Annotated in this window: 17 protein-coding genes; 8 read left to right on the top strand and 9 right to left on the bottom strand. The window is 74.7% G+C overall.

Annotation, left to right across the window (positions count from 1 at the left end):
* Window positions 1–221: 221 nt before the first annotated feature.
* A complete protein-coding gene (locus PYR91_RS29155) occupies window positions 222–1,322 on the bottom strand; it encodes a neutral zinc metallopeptidase (RefSeq protein ID WP_279784905.1) in 1,101 nt (366 codons plus the stop codon).
* A 740-nt stretch (window positions 1,323–2,062) separates the two neighbouring features.
* On the opposite strand from PYR91_RS29155, the gene PYR91_RS29150 reads away from it, so the two are divergent.
* Both PYR91_RS29150 and folP read left to right on the top strand, forming a co-directional pair.
* Entirely contained in the window at window positions 2,063–2,932 is an 870-nt protein-coding gene (locus PYR91_RS29150; protein WP_279784904.1) for a LysR family transcriptional regulator, read from the top strand.
* Between the two features lie 145 nt (window positions 2,933–3,077).
* The gene (gene folP / locus PYR91_RS29145) at window positions 3,078–3,950 is read left to right on the top strand and encodes a dihydropteroate synthase (RefSeq protein WP_279784902.1); all 873 of its coding nucleotides are present in this window, start codon (window positions 3,078–3,080) and stop codon (window positions 3,948–3,950) included.
* On the opposite strand, the gene PYR91_RS29140 is transcribed toward folP, so the two are convergent.
* From PYR91_RS29140 to PYR91_RS29130, 3 genes are all read right to left on the bottom strand, one after another.
* Window positions 3,941–5,374 (bottom strand): aspartate aminotransferase family protein, encoded by a 1,434-nt coding sequence (locus PYR91_RS29140; protein ID WP_279784900.1) that lies wholly within the window; start codon window positions 5,372–5,374, stop codon window positions 3,941–3,943. The two genes, folP and PYR91_RS29140, sit on opposite strands and share 10 nt — an antisense overlap.
* A 306-nt stretch (window positions 5,375–5,680) precedes the next feature.
* The gene (locus PYR91_RS29135; RefSeq protein WP_279784898.1) at window positions 5,681–7,159 is read right to left on the bottom strand and encodes an ATP-binding protein; all 1,479 of its coding nucleotides are present in this window, start codon (window positions 7,157–7,159) and stop codon (window positions 5,681–5,683) included.
* Window positions 7,149–7,823 carry a response regulator transcription factor gene (locus PYR91_RS29130; protein WP_279784896.1) on the bottom strand — a complete coding sequence of 225 codons (675 nt, stop codon included), beginning with the start codon at window positions 7,821–7,823 and terminating at the stop codon, window positions 7,149–7,151. Before PYR91_RS29130 ends, PYR91_RS29135 begins: the two co-directional genes overlap by 11 nt.
* A gap of 198 nt (window positions 7,824–8,021) precedes the next feature.
* On the opposite strand from PYR91_RS29130, the gene PYR91_RS29125 reads away from it, so the two are divergent.
* Genes PYR91_RS29125 through PYR91_RS29115 form a run of 3 tightly spaced genes read left to right on the top strand, consistent with a single transcriptional unit; the run spans window position 8,022 to window position 11,294 of the window.
* The gene (locus PYR91_RS29125) at window positions 8,022–9,173 is read left to right on the top strand and encodes a DUF2092 domain-containing protein (RefSeq protein WP_279784894.1); all 1,152 of its coding nucleotides are present in this window, start codon (window positions 8,022–8,024) and stop codon (window positions 9,171–9,173) included.
* On the top strand, window positions 9,170–10,174 hold the full coding sequence (locus PYR91_RS29120; RefSeq protein ID WP_279784893.1) for an ABC transporter ATP-binding protein: 1,005 nt from the start codon (window positions 9,170–9,172) through the stop codon (window positions 10,172–10,174). The genes PYR91_RS29125 and PYR91_RS29120 overlap by 4 nt, the downstream gene beginning before the upstream one ends.
* Window positions 10,161–11,294, top strand: a complete 1,134-nt coding sequence (locus PYR91_RS29115) for an ABC transporter permease subunit (protein ID WP_279784891.1) — start codon at window positions 10,161–10,163, stop codon at window positions 11,292–11,294. Before PYR91_RS29120 ends, PYR91_RS29115 begins: the two co-directional genes overlap by 14 nt.
* Window positions 11,295–11,357: 63 nt before the next feature.
* Here PYR91_RS29115 and PYR91_RS29110 read toward each other — a convergent pair whose 3' ends face one another.
* A complete protein-coding gene (locus PYR91_RS29110; protein WP_279784889.1) occupies window positions 11,358–12,101 on the bottom strand; it encodes a YcnI family protein in 744 nt (247 codons plus the stop codon).
* 117 nt (window positions 12,102–12,218) lie between these two features.
* A complete protein-coding gene (locus PYR91_RS29105; protein ID WP_279784887.1) occupies window positions 12,219–12,797 on the bottom strand; it encodes an MFS transporter in 579 nt (192 codons plus the stop codon).
* A gap of 138 nt (window positions 12,798–12,935) precedes the next feature.
* On the opposite strand from PYR91_RS29105, the gene PYR91_RS29100 reads away from it, so the two are divergent.
* The gene (locus PYR91_RS29100; RefSeq protein WP_279784885.1) at window positions 12,936–13,439 is read left to right on the top strand and encodes a hypothetical protein; all 504 of its coding nucleotides are present in this window, start codon (window positions 12,936–12,938) and stop codon (window positions 13,437–13,439) included.
* 21 nt (window positions 13,440–13,460) lie between these two features.
* Here the strand turns inward: PYR91_RS29100 and PYR91_RS29095 are convergent, their stop codons facing one another.
* Genes PYR91_RS29095 through PYR91_RS29085 form a run of 3 tightly spaced genes read right to left on the bottom strand, consistent with a single transcriptional unit; the run spans window position 13,461 to window position 15,865 of the window.
* Complete coding sequence (locus PYR91_RS29095; RefSeq protein ID WP_279784883.1) at window positions 13,461–14,240, bottom strand: ATP-binding cassette domain-containing protein; 780 nt, start codon at window positions 14,238–14,240, stop codon at window positions 13,461–13,463.
* Between the two features lies 1 nt (window position 14,241).
* Complete coding sequence (locus PYR91_RS29090; protein ID WP_279784881.1) at window positions 14,242–15,039, bottom strand: ABC-2 family transporter protein; 798 nt, start codon at window positions 15,037–15,039, stop codon at window positions 14,242–14,244.
* A gap of 7 nt (window positions 15,040–15,046) precedes the next feature.
* Entirely contained in the window at window positions 15,047–15,865 is an 819-nt protein-coding gene (locus tag PYR91_RS29085) for an ABC-2 family transporter protein (RefSeq protein ID WP_279784879.1), read from the bottom strand.
* 191 nt (window positions 15,866–16,056) lie between these two features.
* Here PYR91_RS29085 and PYR91_RS29080 point away from each other — a divergent pair, with 191 nt between their 5' ends.
* Both PYR91_RS29080 and PYR91_RS29075 read left to right on the top strand, forming a co-directional pair.
* Window positions 16,057–17,070 (top strand): alpha/beta hydrolase, encoded by a 1,014-nt coding sequence (locus PYR91_RS29080; protein ID WP_279784877.1) that lies wholly within the window; start codon window positions 16,057–16,059, stop codon window positions 17,068–17,070.
* 507 nt (window positions 17,071–17,577) lie between these two features.
* Window positions 17,578–19,191: a serine/threonine-protein kinase gene (locus PYR91_RS29075; protein ID WP_279784876.1), complete on the top strand. Its 1,614-nt coding sequence runs from the start codon at window positions 17,578–17,580 to the stop codon at window positions 19,189–19,191.
* The last annotated feature ends 31 nt before the right edge of the window (window positions 19,192–19,222 follow it).

Below are 19,222 nucleotides of genomic sequence, written 5' to 3'. Positions count from 1 at the left end.
GCCTGTCGCAATCCAGCCGCTCACCAGGCAGAACGCCTACGTCGGCCCCCGTAGATCTAACGGAATTCCAGGATTCTAACCCCCATACACGGACATGGCCGACTCAAGACCAATATTGGGCAATGGGACGGTGACAAATAACCGAAGCCCGCCTGTCGTCCGGCGGTCGCCGCGCACCCGTCAAGCCAGGGTTCGAAGGTGACGGCCGCCGGTTTCGGGCGTCATGACGTGCTGGAAGAGGAGGCCAGCCACGTGTTGCACTGGGCCGCCGTGCCGCGCTGGTACCCCTGCCTGAACCACCGGCCGCTGTTGGCGGGGGAGCCGTGGTCGCGCGGGTATCCCGGCCAGTCGCCCACGTTGGAGAAGAAGTTGAACAGCGTGGCGCGCCGGGCGGGCGGGATGGGGTAGCTCGCCGCCGCCGCCCTCATCCACATCCCGCCGAAGCAGTTGGCCTGGAGCTCGTGCCGCCGGCTCAGCGCCAGCCTGCCGCCCTCCGAACGCGACGCCAGCGTCCGGCTCCACCAGGAGTTGGACAGCCCGGTCAGATGCTGCACGTGGTGCCCGTACTCGTGGGACATCATCCCGATGATCGCCCCGTGCCAGGTGGACAGCGCGCCGTACCCGCGCTGGTTGCCGCGGCCGCCCGCCATCGCCGAGGTGGAGGCGTAGATCGTCGTGTTGCGCGGGCAGTAGTACGGCACGATGCTGCCGCGCTGCGGGAAGTCGCCGCACGCGCCCCTGCCGCCGCGCGCCGCGATCGCGTACCCGGGCGGGGCGAAGTCGATGCCGGCCTTGCGCAGGACGGGGCCCCACGTGCGGTTCATGCACTGCCCCGTCCGCAGGATCAGCGCCTTCATCCGGGCGTTGTCGAAGATGTCGGTCGCGGGGGCGCGGCAGGCCGAGCGCGGCAGCGCGCCGATCGTGTAGACGGTGTTGCGGGTCAGGGTGGTGTTCGGCCTGAACACGCGGGTCCGGGTGAGGGCCTCCGACGGCGCGGGGGTGGCGCGCGGCTCGCCGGTGCGCGTGGTGTCGTCCGGCGCCCGGGTGAACGGCGCGTCGGTCGGGAAGGTGAACGTCGGAATGGCCACCGGCGACGGCGGCTGCGGTTGCCGGGCGCTCTTGAGCAGCGCGCCGCCGACCACCAGCAGCACGAACACGGCGGCGACCGCGCCGAGAAGGCCGCCGATCACCACCCCGGCGCTGGACTTGCGCCGCGGCGGCGCCCAACCCGCGTGCCCGGGGCCGCCGCGGGGCCCGTACGGCCCCACCGGCCCTCGCGGGGGCGGCAGCCGGTGCGGGCGCCCGCCCGGCGGTCCGGCCACCGGGCCGGGTCCGTGGCCCGGCGGCCCGTACGGCCCAGCGGGCGGTGCCCCCTGAGGCGGGTATCCGGGAGGTCCCGGCGCGGGCTGCCCGTGCGGCGCCCCCTGGGGCGGGTAGGCGGGAGGTCCCTGCGAGGGCTGCCCGGGCTGCCCGTGCGGCGGCCCTTGGGGTGGATAGGCGGGAGGTGCCGGCGCGGGCCGCCCGTACGGCGGCCGCCCGTATGGGGGCTGCCCGTACGGCCCCCGAGGCGGCTGTCCGGGCCCCTGCGGAGGCTCCCCCTGCGACGGCCGGCCGTACGGCCCCCGGGGCGGGTACGGCGGCTGAGGCGGGGCGGGCGTGGGTGCCCCGTGCGCCCCGGGTGCGGCCTGCGGGGGGTATCCCGGCGGCGGCTGGTCCGGGCCGCGCGGCGGGTACGGTGGGGCGGCGCCCGGCGGCGGGGCGGAGCCCTGGGGGCGCGGCTGCGGCGCCGCGGGGCGCGGGGCGTAAGGGTGGCGGCCGCCCGGTGGAGGGGGCGGAGGCCGCCGTTCGTCGCTCCCCATGATGCGCGCCCCCTTCCCGGCCTCAGAAGGCCGAGCAGAACTCCCCAGTCACAAGATCCACATTCTCGACCATTTTGGGCAGAACACAACTCAATTCCCAGTAGTCACGGAAGTCGCGGTATCTGGTTACATTCTGAAATCATCCAAGGTGATCTCTGCGATGTTCCGGAATCGCCGCACTCCTCTGCCCTAGCTTCGAGTGCATGAATCTGCAGCAGCTCCGTTATGTGGTCGCCACTGCGGAGCACCGCACCATGACCGACGCGGCCAGGTCGCTTTACATCGCGCAGCCCGCGCTTTCCCGCGCGATCCGCGATCTGGAACGCGAGCTCGGCATGACGCTTTTCGCGCGTTCGGGCCGGGGAGTCGTCGTGACCGCCCAGGGCCGCCGCGTCGTGAAGCTCGCCAAGGAGGCCCTCGAGGCGGTCCACGAGATCGAGGCCCTCGCCACGCAGACGCACTCCGGCGCAGGCGAGCTGCGCATCGCGTCCCCTCCGAGCCTGGAGCCCGGCCTGGCCGGCCGTCTCCTGCCCGTCTACGTCTCCGAGCACCCGGGCGTACGGGTGCAGATCGTCAGATGTGACGGCCGGGACGGCGTCGTGAACGCCATCCGCGAGCAGCGAGCCGATCTGGGCCTGACCGATCTGCCCGTCCCGGCCGATCTCGTCAGCCACCCGCTGGAACGGCAGGAGATCGTCCTGGTCTCGCCGCCCGGCCTCGACCTGCCCGACGTGGTCCCGATCACGCGGCTGAACGGCATGCGCCTCGTCCTGCCTCCTCCGGGCAGCGCCCGGCGCAGGGAGTTCGACCAGCTCTTCGCCACCTACGGCGTGCGGCCGTCGGTGGCGGGGGAGACCGACGAGCGCGGCGGCTGGCTGACGGCCATCCGGGCGTCCTCGGCCTCGCTGCTGTGGTATCGCGGCATGTCCGACCAGGCGGTGAAGGCCGGGCTGGTGGTCCGCTCGCTCGACCCGGCGCTGCGGCGCATCATCGCGCTCGTCCACGCGCGCAGGCGCCTGCCCGGCATGGCGCAGGACTTTCTCGCCGTGGCCGAAAGCGGCACAGCCGTCTGACCGGTTTGGAGCGTTCCCGGGCGACCCTGGCCGGCGAGGCGGCCACGGTGGTCGAAGCGCGTCGTCGAGGTGAGGACGCCGCACGCGGGCGGGACCGTTCCACGGCCGGGCCGCGCCCCCGCGCGACGGGCGTACGCTTGCCGCGATGCATACCTTGCGCCTGCGTGACCGCGAGTTCCGGCCGGGCGATCTCGCCGTGATGGCCGTGATCAACCGCACGCCCGACTCCTTCTACGACCGGGGCAGGACGTACGGCTTCCGCGCCGCGCTCGCCGCCGTGGCCGGCGCCGCGCGCGCCGGGGCCGACATCGTCGACATCGGCGGGGTGAAGGCGGGCCCGGGCGAGGCCGTTGACGCCGGCGAGGAGATCCGCAGGGTCGCGGGCCTGGTGGCCGCCGTGCGCGAGGCCCACCCCGAGCTGCTGATCAGCGTGGACACCTGGCGGGCCGAGGTCGGCGACGTCGTCGCCCGCGCCGGAGCCGACCTGCTCAACGACACCTGGGGCGGCTACGACCCCGCCCTGGCCGAGGTCGCGGCCGCGCACGGCATCGGGCTGGTGTGCGCGCACGCCGGCGGCGCCGAGCCCCGCACCCGGCCGCACCGCGCCGGCTACGCCGACGTGGTGGCCGACGTCGTCGCCCGCACCACGGGCCTGGCCGCCCGCGCCGTGCGCGCGGGGGTGCGCGAGGACGCGATCCTGGTCGACCCGGCGCACGACTTCGGCAAGAACACCTGGCACTCGCTGGAGGTCAGCCGCAGGCTCACCGAGCTGGTGGACACCGGGTGGCCCGTCCTCGTCGCCGTCTCCAACAAGGACTTCGTCGGCGAGACCCTCGGCGGCCTCCCGGTCGACCGGCGCCACCCCGGCAGCCTGGCCACCCTGGCGGTCTCGGCCTGGCAGGGCGCCCGGGTGTTCCGCGTCCACGACCCCGCGTCGGCCAGGGCCGCCCTGGCCGCGGTCGCCCGCCTGCGCGACGGCCTCCCCGGCGAGCTCTCGCCCGCGCCGCCTCACCCGTAGATGACCGACAGGAACCTGACCAGGATCGCCTCCCTGGTGGCCGCGGGCAGGGCGTCCAGCACCGCGTTGACCATGGCCATCCTGGGCTGGCCCGAGCCGGTGAGGTCGACGCCGACCGACGCGGCCAGCTCGGCGAACGTCGCGTCGTCCAGCGTGTCCAGGTCGACCGAGGCGAGCAGGTCGGTCAGGCCCTGCGGGATCTGGACCGGCCCGCGCGCCCTGGCGGCCGTCGCGGCCCGCTCGATCGCGTCCAGCATGGCCTCCACGCCCGCCAGGGTGACCCCGGTGACGGTGATGTGCAGGTTCGGCGGGATGCCCGCGTAGGAGAGCTGCGGCTGCAGGAACCAGCCGAGCGCGCGCGCCTCGTCCGACAGCGCGAACACGTCCAGCTCTTCGGCGTCCTCGGCGGCGAACGCGACCAGCGACGACTCCGGCTCGCCCAGCACCCGCAGCCCGGGGATCGCGCCGATGCCCTCGACCAGCCGCCGGGTGGCCTTCAACGTGTCGCGGGCCAGCGCGATGTAGCCGTCGCGCCCGAGCGCGTTCAGCGTCGCCCAGGCGCCGCCGAGCGGCCCGGCCGACTTCGAGCTCTGCACGGTGGCGTTGATCAGCGTGTACCCGGGCCACGCGGCGGAGGCGAAGTAGGCGGCCCGCCGCAGCGCCGGGTCGGCGAACAGCACCACCGAGGCGCCCTTGGGGGCGTACCCGAACTTGTGCAGGTCGCAGGAGATCGAGGTCACGCCCGGCACCGACAGGTCGAACGGCGGCACGTCCGCGCCCGCCTCGGCCAGCCACGGCAGCAGCCAGCCGCCGACGCAGGCGTCCACGTGGCACAGCACCCCGCGCCCGGCGGCCAGCGCCGCGATCTCGGTCACCGGGTCGACGACGCCCTGCGGGTAGGAGGGGGCCGAGGCGACGACGAGCACGGTGTCCGGCGTGATCGCCGCGGCGACCGCGGCGGGGTCGGCCTGGAAGGTGGCCGGGTCCACCGGAACGGGCGTGACCTCGACGCCCAGGTAGTGGCCCGCCTTGTGGAAGGCCGGGTGGGCGGTCACCGGCACCACCATGCGCGGCGTGCCGGCGACGGGACGGGCGTCCCTGGCGGCCTTCACGGCCAGCATGATCGACTCGGTGCCGCCGCTGGTGAAGATCCCCGGCGTGTGCGGCCCCCCGCCGAGCAGCTCGGCCACCGCGCCCACGACCTGCTTCTCCATCGCGACGACGCTGGGGAACGCCGTCGGGTCCAGCGTGTTCACCTCGAGCATCTCGAAGTAGGCGCGGGCCGCCGCCTCGTGCACCTCCGGCCGGCCGGTGTCGTAGACGTAGGCGGTGACGGTGCCGCCGCGCACCTCGAGGTCGTCCCGCCGGAGCCGGCTGATCTCGGCCAGGAGCTCCTCGGTGGATCGGCCGTTCTCGGGTAGCACGTGGTTCTCCCTGGCGACGGGGGCACGGCGGAATGGCGGAATGGCGGCTGCGAGGCGCGGGCCCTGGCGTGCCGGACCAGGACGGCCGGGACATTACCAGTTCTACCCCCGTTATATGAGGCATGCTCAGGTCGCGGTCCGGCGGCATAGGGGGCACCCGCGTGTGACCTGCCGGGACGGCGTCTCCCCGGTCACGAACCCGGAGGTCTCCCGGCCCCGCCGGCGGCCGGGGCCGGGGAGTGCAAGCCGGGTCCTCGCCCGGTGGTCAGGGGCGGGGGAGCGAGGCCGTGCCGTCGCCCCGCGGCGTCAGGGGCGGGCGAGCGGGAGCCGTACCACGGCCCGCAGGCCGGGGCCCGCGGCTCGCCGCCCCTCCTCAGGCGCGCCGCCGGCGGGGCCCGGGGCCGCGGCGCCGGGCGGCGTCTCCCACGGCGGGACGGCGGCGGGGCCGGCGTCCTCCAGGCGGACGGTGCCGCCGTGCGCGAGCACGGTCTCCCGCACGATGGCCAGGCCCAGGCCGGCGCCGCCCTCGTCGCGGCTGCGTGCGCTGTCCAGGCGGGTGAAGCGGTTGAACACCCGCTCGCGGTCGGCCGCCGGGATGCCGGGGCCGTCGTCGGACACCGTGACCTCCGCCGCGTCCCCCCGCGCGCGCACCTCGACGACGACCCGCGAGTCCGCGTGCCGGACGGCGTTGTCCAGAAGGTTGACCAGCACCCGCTGCAGGTCCATGGCGTCCCCGGCCACGACCGCCGGCTCCACCGTGCCCGCCTTGACCACCGCGCCGTCGTACCGGTCGGCCATCGAGGCGGCCAGCTCGCCCAGGTCGACCGGCTCCCGGCGGGCCCGGACGCGGCGCTCGTCCAGCCGCGCGAGCGTGAGCAGGCCCTCGGCGAGCCTGGCGAGGCGCAGCGTGTCCTCCAGGACGCCCTCGGCGGTCTCGCGCCACTCCTGCCCCTCCGGGTGCCCGAGCGCCACCTCCAGCTGCAGGCGGATGCTCGCCAGCGGGCTGCGCAGCTCGTGGGCGGCGTCGGAGACCAGCGCGCGCTGGGAGGCGTCGGCCGTCTCCAGGCGGGTGAGCATGTCGTTGAGCGTGGTGGCCAGCTCGCGCACCTCGTCGTGGGCCTCGGGCACCGGCAGCCGCCGCGACCGCGCGGTGCCGCTGATCTCGGCGGCCCCCCGGCGCAGCGCCGTGATCGGCCGCAGCGTCCGACCGATGATCATCCAGCCGGCGGCCCCGAGCAGCGCCAGCAGCAGCGGCGTGCCGATGGCGAGCATGTGGACGGTCGTGGACAGGCTCTCCGCGACGTCCTTGAACGACCGCGCGGCGATCACCGTACGGCCGTTGTCGGCCCGGACGACGACCACGCGCAGCGGGCCGGGGATCCCGTACTGGTCGCCGTCCACCATCCGGCCGCGGCCGTCGGGCGGGGCGCTCGCGCGCTCGCGGGCGTTCAGCAGCGGCACCAGGCGGTCCCCGCCCAGGGTGACGTGCGTGATGCGGCCGCTCGCGTCCAGCACCTGCACGATCGTCCCGTCGGAGACGGCCACCGAGTTGTCGTACAGCCGGCCGGCGTCGGCGAGGGCCGCCACCTCCCTGGCCCGCTGGTAGGCGACGTCGTCGGTGGAGGAGATGAGCGCCCTGCCGAGCACGCTCACCAGCAGCGACGCCGCGGCGGCGAGCGCGACCGCCAGGGCGGCCGAGGCGGTGGCGGTGAGCCGGAACCGCAGGCTCTTGCGCCGCCACCACGCCAGCGGCGTCCGCGGGCCGTGCACGGGCTCAGCCGCCATCGCCCGCCAGCCGGTACCCGGCGCCGCGCACGGTCTGCAGCGCGTTGCGGCCGAACGGGGCGTCGATCTTGCGGCGCAGGTAGCCGACGTAGACCTCGACGATGTTGGGGTCGGTGTCGAAGGTGTCCCAGACGTGTTCGAGGATCTCGGTCTTGGACACCACCTCGCCGGGACGGCGCAGCAGGAACTCCAGGAGGCCGAACTCGCGCGGGGTGAGCTCGATGGCCGCGCCGCCGCGCGCGACGGCGCGGCTCGCGGGGTCCAGGGTGAGGTCGCCCGAACGCAGCACGGCCGGCCGGCGCCGCGCCCCGCGGCGCAGCAGCGCACGCAGCCGGGCGACCAGCACCACGTACGAGAAGGGCTTGGTCAGGTAGTCGTCGGCGCCGAGGTCCAGGCCGTCGGCGAGGTCGTACTCGCCGTCCTTGGCCGACAGCATCAGGATCGGCACCCAGTTCTCCTCGGCCCGCAGCCGCTTGCACACGTTGTAGCCCGACAGCCTGGGCAGCATGATGTCCAGCACGACGGCGTCGTAGTCGCCCTCCCTGGCGAGGTGCAGCCCCTCCTCGCCGTCGTGGGCCAGGTCGACGGCGAAGCCCTCCGCCTGCAGCCCGCGGCGCAGCGCGGCGGCCATCCGCCTCTCGTCCTCCACGACGAGCACCCGCATCTGGACTCCTCACACGACCGGCATGTCCCCCCATCTTGCTGCCTCCTGCTGAGACCCGCCTGAGAGGCGTCCCGCCTGAGAGCGGTCTCAGGCGGTCTCAGCTTCGGCACAGGGGGTTCGCGGCAGCCTGATGGTGTCGAGATCGAGGACATAACGTTGAGGAGTGACATGCCGACCCAGTCGAGAAGGACACGCGCCATGAGGTGGGGGGTGCCGGTCGCCGCCGTCGCGGTGGTGGGCGCCGCGGTGGGGGCGGGCCCGGTGGTCGCCGCCGTCCAGGGTGAGCCCTCCCTTCCCGAGCGCACCGCGCAGCAGCTCCTGGCCGAGGTCGCCAAGACCGCGCAGCGGCACAGCCCGCCCGCCATGTCGGGCACCGTGGTGGAGACCGCCTCCCTGGGCCTGCCGGCGCTGCCGATCCCGTCGGGGGCCAGCAGCTCGCCGCTGTCCCTGCTGTCGGGCTCGCACACCGTCAAGGTCTGGTACGGCGGCGACGACCGGCTGCGCATCGCGCTGCCCGGCCAGATGAGCGAGACCGACCTGATCTCCGACGGCGAGGGCCAGGCCTGGCTGTGGGACAGCGAGAAGAACACCGCCACCCGCATTAAGCTGCCGGCCAAGCCGGAGGCCGGGACGCCCGGCACCGCGCGGTCGGCCCTGCCGTCGGCGCTGACCCCGGACGCGGCGGCCGCCGAGCTGCTCAAGGCCGCCGGCGAGGACACCGCCGTCACCGTCGAGAACGGCCAGACGGTCGCCGGACGCGCCGCCTACCAGCTCGTCCTCGCGCCCAAGGACGCCAAGTCCCTGGTCGAGCGGGTCAAGGTGGCCCTGGACGGCGAGAACTACATGCCGCTGCGCGTCCAGGTCTACGCCAAGGGCACGGCCGAGCCGGCGTTCGAGGTCGGCTTCACCCAGGTGTCGTTCTCGACGCCCGCCCCGGAGAACTTCGCCTTCACCCCGCCGGCGGGGGCCAAGGTGGAGACGCAGGAGCTCGGCTCGGCGGCCTCCGAGGCCGGGGCAACGCCGTGGGGCGAGGGCGCGGGTGACCACGCGGCCAAGCACGCCGGCGCGCCGCGCACCTTCGGCAGCGGCTGGACGACGGTCGCGGAGCTGCCGTTCTCCCTGGCCGAGCTGACCGCGTCGCCCGCCGGTGGGGGGCGCCACGGCGAGGCCGCCGACCCCGGCCGGCTCGTGAACTCCGTGCTGAAGTCGGCCAAGCAGATCTCCGGCCCGTGGGGCAGCGGCAAGGTCCTGCGCACCAAGCTGGTGTCGGCGCTGTTCACCGACGACGGCAGGCTGTTGGTCGGGGCCGTCACCCCCGAGGCGCTGGCAGAGGCGGCCGGCCGCGGATGACGACCATGACGGGGGAGGGGGCGCCCGAGGCGGCGTCCCCTCGGGGCGCCCCGGCCGGGGCCTCGACGGAGCCGGCGTCGATCCTGTCGCGCGGGCTCACCAAGCGCTTCGCCGGCGGCCAGGTGGCCGTCGACGACCTCCACCTCACGGTGCCGCGCGGCTCGGTCTTCGGCTTCCTGGGCCCGAACGGGTCGGGCAAGACCACGACCATCCGCATGCTGCTCGGCCTGGTCCAGCCGACCAGCGGCGCGTGCGAGGTGCTCGGCCGGCCCATGCCCGCGGGGCTCTCCGAGGCGCTGCCGAAGGTGGGAGCCCTGGTCGAGGGGCCCGCCTTCTACCCGTACCTGTCGGGTGAGGCGAACCTGCGCCGGTACGACGCCGCCGACCCGCTCGCCGACCCGCGCACGGTGGGCGCGCGTGTCGGCGCCGCGCTCGACCGGGTGGGGCTCGGCGCCGCGGCCGGCAAGCGGTACCGGGCGTACTCGCTGGGCATGCGCCAGCGGCTGGCCATCGCCGCCACCCTGCTGGGCCCGCGCGAGCTGCTCGTGCTCGACGAGCCGACCAACGGCCTCGACCCGCAGGGCACCCGCGAGGTGCGGTCGCTCATCAAGGAGATCGCGGCCGACGGCACCACGGTGTTCGTGTCCTCCCACCTGCTGGCCGAGGTGGCGCAGATGTGCTCCCACATCGGCGTGATGCGCGCCGGGCGGCTGGTCGCCCAGGGGCCGATCGCCGAGCTGACGGCGGGGCACGCCGCCCGCCTTCGCGTGGAGACCCCGCACGCCGCCCGCGCGGCGGCGGTGCTCGACCGGCTCGAACTGGCCGGGGTACGCGCCGCCGACGGCGAGGTGTCCGCCGAGATCGGCGGCGTCCCGCCCGAGCGCGTCTGCGCCGAGCTGGTCGGCGCGGGCGTGGCGGTCAGGGGGCTCGCCGTGCTGCGGCCGAGTCTGGAGGAGGTCTTCGTGGACCTGACAGGGGAGGGCTTCGATGTCGACGGCTAGAACCACCCGGGACTCGGCGGGCTCGGCCCGGCCGGACGCCGGGAAGCCCTCCGGCCGTACCGGTGCGACCGCCTCCGGCGCGGCCGGGGGCCTCGTGGACGGGCGCGCGGATGGAACCGTCTCCGGCGCGGCCGACGGGCGGGCGGATGGAACCGTCTCCGGCGGGGCCGGGAGCCTCGTGGACGGGCGGGCCGCCGGGCGCGTCGCCGACCAGGACGGGAGGCCGGCCGGCGCCGGGCGGGCGGCTGGAACGGCCGCCTGGGCGGGGGCCGGCGGGCCGTTCGCGGAGCCCATGCGGCCCCGGCCGCTGCGGGCGACGGGGCGGTTGCTCCGGTCGGAGCTGGGGCTGACCTTCCGCAGGCCGCGCAACATCGCGATGCTGGTCGTGCTGGCCGTCGTGCCGGTGATCATGGGCGTCGTGCTGCGCGTGGTCGGCATGGACGAGGACACCCCGTCGATCGTCACCCAGGTGGCCGGCAACGGCGTGATGCTCACCTTCGTGGCCATGTCGATGCTGATCCAGCTCCTGCTCCCGCTGGCGGTGGCGGTCGTCGCCGGCGAGTCGATCGCGGGGGAGGCGGGCGGCGGCACGCTCAGGTACCTGCTCACTGCTCCGGCCGGTCGCACCCGGCTGCTGCTGGTGAAGTTCGCCAACATGGCCGTCTTCGCGCTGGCCGCCTGCGCGGTGGTGGCGCTGGCCGCGCTGGTCACCGGCTTCGCGCTGTTCCCGGTCGGCCCGGTCACGCTGCTGTCGGGCACGACGATCCCGCTGTTCGACGGGCTGCTGCGCCTCCTGCTGGTCGTCGCCTACTGCGCCGCGGGCATGGCGGCCTTCGGGGCGATCGGCATCGCCGTCTCCACCATGACCGAGGTGCCCATCGGCGCGGTCGCGGGAAGCGTCGTGGGTGTGGTGTTCTTCCAGGTCTTCTCGCTCATCCCGCAGCTGGAGCCGATCAGGCCGTACCTGCTGACCACCTGGTGGAGCACGTTCGACGGCGCCATGCGCGACCCGGTCGCCACCGACGTGATGACCCAGGGCCTGTTCGCCTTCGCCTCCTACGCGCTGATCGCCGGCGCGATCGCCTGGGGCCGCTTCACCAGCCGGGACATCACCAGCTGACCGTCGCCCCCCGGGGCCGGGGCGCCGTGACGGCACCCCGGGCCCCGGCCGGGCGGTGACCGGTCAGGCCTGCGGCGCGCCGCGCCCGCGGCGCAGGGCGGCGACGGCGGCGGCGACGCCCGCCAGGCCCACGGCGATGCCGACGCCCGCGAGTACCCGGGCCGTGCCGTCGGAGGCGGAGGCGGCCTCGGCGTGCCCGGCCGGCTGCGCCTGGACGGCCAGCGTGGGCGTGGCGGAGGGAGCGGCGCCGTGGGCGTCCCCGCCGGCGGCCGGGGCCACGAGCTTGAGCGTCGGCACCGGGTGCTCGGCCTCCGACCCGTCGGCCTTCGGCGGGTCGGCCCACTTCACGACCTCCCCGCTGGAGTAGGTCTGCTCCGCGGGGAACATGAGCTGGTCGGTGTCGTCGGGCATCATGCCCATCGACACCTCGAACTCCTGGAACTGGCCGGCGTCGATCTTCCCGCCCGACCACGTGACCCGGGTGACCGCCTCGGTGATCTCGCCGTACTCGGTCGTGACCGGCTTGGGCAGTTTGCTCTCGGTCACCTCGACCTTCCACCCCGAGACGGGCCGCACCGACACGAACGGCAGCGGGTGGTCCTTGGGGAAGTCGACGACGAGCCGGGTCGTGGACGCGTCGTCCCGCTCGTTGGGCACGCGGAAGGCGACCTTGGTGAAGCCGCCCTTCTCGGCGGTGCCGGGGTTGATGCTGACGTGGGCGAGCGCGGGCAGGGCGAGGCCGGCGGTGAGCGCGAGGGCGCCCGCGAGGACGACGGCCGCGCGGCGGCCGGCAGAGCTGAACGACATGGGGATCTCCACTTCATCCGCGAAAAGGGAACGTCCGAGCCGGGCCCGGGCGGGACGCGCGCGGGGCCGGGCGCCGCGAGGAGCGCCCCCGTCGGCGGGGGCTCGCGGCCGGGTTCTTCAGAAGGCGGCGGGAAGTGGAGGGCCGCGCCTGCGGACGGCATGGCGCAGCTCCCGCCGTGCCGGAAGCGGGGTGTCACACCGGAACACGAGGGCGCCGGGCCGGCGCGGGCCGTCCGCGCCGCCGCCCGGCACGCCGAGCAGGCGGCGCAGCAGGACGGCCGCGCGTGCGCCCGCCCGGCGCAGCACCGACCACAGGGCCGACTCGCCCCGGGCCAGCCACCAGCCGGTGAGCAGCGTGGCGGTGAGGTGGGCCACGATCATGCCGATGCCCGCGCCCAGGCCCTCCGCGTGCGCGGGGTGCAGGCTCAGGACCGAGCCGCCGCCCCCCGAGGACAGGTCGAAGAGCTGGTGCAGGGCCACCTGCGCGCCGGCGAGCGAGCCGATGATCGTCTGCGGCGACCGCTCGCGCCCCGCCATGCAGGCCGCCGCGAGCGCCACCCCGGCGACGCCGGCCGTCGTCGCCCACTCGGGCGGCCCGGCCCCGCCGGCCACCCGGTGCCCGAGCACGGCCAGCGTCACGCAGACGACCGCGAAGGCGGACGCCCGCACGAGGCGCAGGGGGAGCCGGGCATTCATGACGCCCCACATCGTGTCACGGCCGGGCCGCCGTGTCTCGGCCGCGTCAGCACGGTGCCCGGGCGGCATCTGCCGCCATAGGGGTTTTGTCGCTACTGTTTGCCGCACTTCACATGCGCGATGAGCGAGGTGGTGACCATGCGGCACTTTCTCGGGCTGCTGCTCGGCGTCGTGGTGACGGCGGTGCTCCTGGCCGGCGCCGGGTGGGCCTCGCAGGACGCCGCGCGGGGTCTGGTCAGCGTCGCGAGCGGGGCCGCGAACGCGGTCGACCCCGTGCGGGACACCCGGGCGCTGGTCGGCATCGGCGGCATGCTGGTGGCCGGGCTCGTGCTGGGTCTCGTCCTGGCGGGCAGGGTCTCGCCGCTGGCCACGTTCGTGCCCTCCATGGTGCTGCTGGCGTGGACGGTGGTCTACGCGCTGGACGTCAGCCGCGCGCTCAGCCTGGCCCCCACCGGGGCCTCGCTGGACCCGATGATCGTCCAGGCCGGCAGGGGCATGCAGGACCTGCTCGGCACGGGCGTCTTCGCGCTGGCCGGCCTGGCGTTGTTCGTCCCGGTGCTCATGCCGTCCCGGTGGGCCTCGCGCGGCCGCCGCCGCGAGCAGGAGTACGAGGAGAACCCCGAGCCCGCCGGTTACTACTGACCGGGGCGGCGCCCGGCGCCGTCACGACGGCGACGGGCGCGTGTAGAGGCGGGTCACGACGTCCTCGATGGACGTCTCGCCGGGCGCCGTCGCCCGCAGCTCGTCGACGGTCCCGTCGAAGGCCAGCCGGCCGTGGTCGATCAGCATGACCCGGCGGCAGAGCCGCTCGATGTCGCCGAGGTCGTGGGTGGTCAGCAGCACCGTGGTGCCGCGCTCGGCGTTCAGCGTCCGCAGGAACTCCCGCACCGCCGCCTTGCTCACCACGTCCAGCCCGATCGTCGGCTCGTCCAGCACCAGCACGGCCGGGTCGTGCAGCAGCGCCGCCGCGATGTCGCCGCGCACGCGCTGGCCCAGGCTGAGCTGCCGGACCGGCGTGTCCAGGAAGCCGCCCAGCTCCAGCACCTCGCACAGCTCGGCCAGCCGGGCCGCGTGCACAGTCCGATCTACTTTGTAAAGGTGGCGGACCAGGTGAAAGCTGTCGCGCAGCGGCAGGTCCCACCACAGCGTCGTCCGCTGCCCGAACACCACGCCGATGCGCCGGGCCAGCACCGCGCGCCGCCGTGACGGGTCGAGCCCGGCCACCTGGATGCGGCCGCTGGTCGGGGCGAGGATGCCGGTCAGCATCTTGATCGTCGTGGACTTGCCCGCGCCGTTGGGCCCCAGGTATCCCACGAACTCCCCGGCCGCCACGTGGAACGACAGGTCGCGGACGGCGTGCACGACACGCGGGCCCCCGCGGCGCCGCCAGCGCGGCCCCTGCCGCACCGTGAACGAACGGCCGACGCCGTCGAGCTCGATCATGTCAGCTCCCGGTGGATCGGTAACGGCGCAGCCCGGCCCGCCACGCGAGCGCCGCGACGCAGGCCAGGGCGAGGGCGGCCGCCGGGCTCAGGAAACGCAGCAGGTGCGGCAGGCCGAGCGGGTCGGGGCGGCCCAGGACGTACAGCGCCGGCTGCCAGTTGACGAACGCCAGCGGGACGATGAACGTGACGCCCCGCACCAGGTCGTCGCCGTACACGCTCAGCGGGTACTGCGTGAGCTGCCCGCCGCCGTAGGTGAACGCGTTGGCCACCTCCGGCGCGTCGGTGAGCAGGAACTGCAGCGCCCCGCCGAGCGTCCACAGCGCGGTGAAGATGACGATGCCGCACACCACCATCACCGGGATCATCCACGCGCGCCGCCAGGGCACTTCCAGCCCCGGCAGGGCGATCGCGAGCACGACGCCCGCCTGGGCGATCCGGCCGACGCGGTGGAAGGCGAACCGCTCCACCGCCATCTGGACGAAAGGGCTCGCGGGCCGGATCAGCATCGCGTCGAAGGTTCCCGCCCGCACGTGCTGGCTCAGCCGGTCGACGTTGCCGAACAGCAGGTCGGCGATGGCGAACGACAGGCCGGCCGTCCCGTAGAGGAACATGACCTCCAGCAGGGTGAAGCCGGCCAGCGAGCGGGTGTGCGTGAAGATCACCGCGATGGCCGCCACGTCCAGCGCGGTGACCAGGAAGGCGGCGACGGTCGTGATCGCCAGTGACACGGGGTACTGCGCGGCGGCCCGCACCCACGTGTAGGCCAGCAGGACGTACGTGCGCACGAGGTCGGTCATCTACGGCTCACCCACCCTGGATCACCACCTTGCGACGGGCGGCCCGGGTGGCGAGGGCGCCCGCCGCGAGCAGCGCCGCCGCCCACAGCGCCTGGAAGGCCAGCGCGCCGGCGAGGTCGGCCTTCCCGAGGAAGACGTCGGCCGGCACCTGCACCATGGCCGCCCACGGGAGCGCGCGCGCCAGCGTGCCGAGCCACCCCGGGAAGATCACCAGGGGCAGGATCATGCCGCTGAAGAAGGTCGTCATGACCAGCGACAGCGACTGGACGCCCAGGTCGTCGAAGAGCCAGCAGGACGACAGCGCGACCAGGTAGCGCAGCCCGAAGCTCACGACGACGCCGATGACCACCGACAGCGCGAAGGCCGCCCAGGTGAGCGCCTCCGCCGGGAAGCGGATGCCGAACAGCACGGCGCCGACGAGCGTCGGCGGGATGCTCCTGAGGAGGAACAGGTAGGCGGCTCGGCCGAGGTCGTCGGCGAGGCTCCAGAGCAGCAGCGACCCCGGGCGCACCAGGTCGAGCGCGATGTCGCCGGATCGCACCCGCTGGGCGAGGTCCAGGGTGCCGCCGAACACCTGCATGGGGCCGATGAACGCCTGGGTGAGGAAGCAGAAGGTGACCGCGTCGGCGACGTCGTAGCCCGCGAGCCCAGGGCGCGCCTGCCACAGGGCGATGAGCACGTAGGCGCGCAGGATGCCGAAGACGGTGTTGGTGAACGCTCCGGCGACGGCCGCGGCCCGGTAGGCGGCGTGGCGGCGGAAGCCGTACCTGAAGATCGTCAGATAGAGCGAGAAGGTCGGACACCTCCAGGACGGCGGAGTCCGCATCCTATCGGCCGCCCTCGCGGCGGGCCTCTTGTTTTCTCCGGGTAACCCCTGCGGAGGGCCCTGGAAGCCCCCCACCAGGTCAAATATCTCCCCCTACCCTCGACAAAGCATGTAACACGCGTGTAAACCGGGGTATACCCGTCGGTAGATAGAACACGGTTCGGCTTGACCTGGGTATGGAGGTCCGGCGCATGCAGCAGGAGATCGACGTGGACGTCACCACGTCCTATCCCATGAGCTGGCAGGCCACCGCGCTGAACGCGCTCCTGCGCGGCACGACCAAGCCGATGTCGGCGCTGCTGCTGCGGCACGGCGTCGCGGTCACGCTGTTCGCGCGCCTGGTCTCCATGGGGGAGCGGCTGCCGCTTCCCATCCCCGTGCCCGACGCCGTGTCCATCGTCAAGGAAGGCTCGGGGGCGTGCGGCGCGGAGTGGGTGCGTGCCGGGCAGGACGTCGACGAGGGCAAGGTGGTGCTCTACTTCCACGGCGGCGGCTACTTCTTCTGCTCCCCGGCGACCCACCGGCCGATCACCTGGCGCCTGTCGGCGGCCACCCGGCGCCCGGTGCTGGCGCTGGACTACCGCCAGGGGCCGACCCACCCGCTGGCCGCGTCGCTGGACGACGCCCTGGAGGCCTACCAGGGCCTGCTCGACCAGGGGTACGCCGCCTCGGACATCGTGCTCGCCGGCGACTCCGCGGGCGGCCACCTGACCCTCGCCACCCTGCTCGCGCTGCGCGACCGGGGGTTGCCGCAGCCCGCCGCCGCCGTCTGCCTGTCGCCCTGGACCGACCTGTCCGACACGCCGCGCAGGGCCAACACCTGGGTCGACCCGATGCTGTCCGCCGGCCGGGTCGAATGGCTCGCGCGCCGCTGGACCGCCGGCCTGGACTGCCGCGACCCGCTGGTCTCGCCCGTCTACGGCGACTACGAGGGCCTGCCCCCGCTCATGATCGTCACCGGCTCGACGGAGGTGCTGCGCGACGAGGGCCGCCGGGTCGCCCTGCGCGCCCGCGAGGCCGGCGTCGCGGTCACCTACGAGGAGTGGCCCCGCATGCCGCACGTGTTCGCCATGCTGGCCGACGTCGTCCCCGAGGCCCGGCTCGTCTTCCGCCACATCCAGCGCTTCGTCGACGCCGTCGAGGAGGCGACGACCGGAACCCGACCGGCCGCAGCCCCCGCCCCCGCCGCCAGCGACGCGGCCTGACCATAACCCCGCCCCCGCCGGCGCACAGGCGGGGCCTTCCTCCGCGCCACCGCCCGCGGTTCAACCGTCCCCCGTTCCGGAAACGACGCCTCCGGCACGCCTTCCAGGGCGCCCCCGCCCAGCCCGCGGATCTCTCCCTCGCTCACGAAGTGCCCATCTCCGGCGCCGCGTCGGTGAGAAGGGGGTCGGTGAAGCCGGCGCCGCCGTACGGCGCGTTACTCGGAGGGCTTCGCGGACCGGGCCGGTCATCGACGCGGGGCCCCGGCAGGGCCTGACCGTAATTCGTCATCGGCCCGTCGCGCGTCCGTCAACGGCGGGATCGCCGAGGCAGGGGCGTCCGAGTCGTGGTCACTTCCGCCACGTCACGTCACACGTGACACTGCAGTTACTTACCTCCTGGTATCAGTCGCCTTACCTGCCATGCCACTTCGAACTAGTACGCGCCGAATGCCCTTCTGGAGCGCCACAGTGGCCTGTGCTGCACCACTCGAAGAGAGGTCATCCCGGATGGCACGTGGCGGATCGGGCGCCCCCGGCGGGACGCCTCCAGGGGTTCGGCCGCTGACGGTCGGCGACCCGGTCATCATCGGGCGCTACCTCCTGCTCGGCCGCCTCGGCGCGGGCGGCATGGGGGTCGTCTACCTCGCCGAGCGCCCCGGGGGCGGCCTCGTCGCGCTCAAGACGCCGCACCCGGTCCATCTCGCCGACCCGACGCTGAGGGCGCGGTTCGCCGAGGAGGTCGACTTCTCCCGGCGCGTGGTCCCGTTCTGCACCGCCCCGGTCCTGGAGGACGGCACCGACCGCGACCGCCCGTATCTCGTCACCGAGCACATCACCGGGCCGTCCCTCTCGCAGGTGATCAAGGCGCGCGGCCCGCTCACCTCCGACCTGGCGTACGGGGTGGCGCTGGGCTCGGCGGCGGCGCTGGTGGCGATCCACGAGGCGGGGCTCGTGCACCGCGACCTCAAGCCCGGCAACGTGCTGCTGTCGCCCGACGGCCCGAGGGTCATCGACTTCGGCATCGCCAGGGACGTCGACGCCGCCGTCGCCCACACGCAGGCCGGCCAGGTCATGGGCAGCCCCGGATGGGTGGCCCCCGAGCGGCTGACCGGCGGCCCGGCGATCCCCGCCTCCGACGTGTTCGCGTGGGGCTGCCTGGTCGCCTACGCGGCGACCGGCCACCACCCGTTCGGCACCGGTGACGCCGAGGTGCTGACCCGGCGCATCCTGGTCGAGCAACCGCGCCTGGCCTCGGTGCCCAAACTGCTGTGGGGCCCGGTCTCGGCCGCTCTGGCCAAGGAGCCCGACGAGCGGCCGGACGCCGCGACGCTGCTGGCGTGGCTGCTGAACGCCGGCGGCGTGGACCGCTCCTGGGACCCGCGGCAGGCGGTCGCGGCGGTCCTTGAGGAGATCTGGGTGCCCGTGCCCTACCCGGCCTCGGCCGGGGGGCGCCTGCGGCTGGTGGACTCCGGAGGCGAGGCGGTCGTCGACGCGCCCGCCACGGGCACCACCGGGGCCCGGGCCGCCCGACGGTCGGCGGCGCGGCGCGGCCACGCCTCGCACGCGGGCTTCGCCGCCCTGGCCACGGTGTCGATCGCCGCGGTGACGGTCGTGGCGGCGGGCGGCAACGGCGCCGGCACCATCGACGCCATCTCCGGCGGCCCGCAGGAGCGCGTGCCGGTGGTGATGCCGTTCCAGAAGACGCCCGCGCCCGGGGCGGACGCCGGCACCGGCGGGGCGGTCGTCGCCGCGTCCGGCCCGCGGCGCTCGGGCGGCGTCGTCCATCCCCCCGGACTGACCCACACCTCCACGCCGACGGCCGGCTCCACGCGCCCGGGCGAGCCCTCGGAGGGCACGCCCAGCCGCAGCCCCTGGCAGACGCCGATCCCGTCGCCCACCAGGCGCCCCACGCAGCCGTCCACGCCCGAGGGCCCCGAGACGTGCACCAACAAGAAGGGCAAGGAGAAGCCGTGCCCCACCGGGGAGCCGCGGCCCACCCGCACCAAGCCCAAGCCGACCGTGAGCATCACCCAGATCCCCGAGTGGGGCGACGGGGAGGAGACCCCCTCCCCGACGGTGCCGCCCCCCACCCCCACGGCCGTCGAGACGCCCATCACCTGAGCGCCCGGGCGTCCGTGAACCGCTCCGGCCG

The organism is Sphaerisporangium sp. TRM90804, assembly GCF_029846175.1.
Lineage (GTDB): Bacteria > Actinomycetota > Actinomycetes > Streptosporangiales > Streptosporangiaceae > Sphaerisporangium.
The sequence above is the reverse complement of the archived record's forward strand: the minus strand, read 5'-3'. Positions and strand labels throughout refer to the sequence as shown.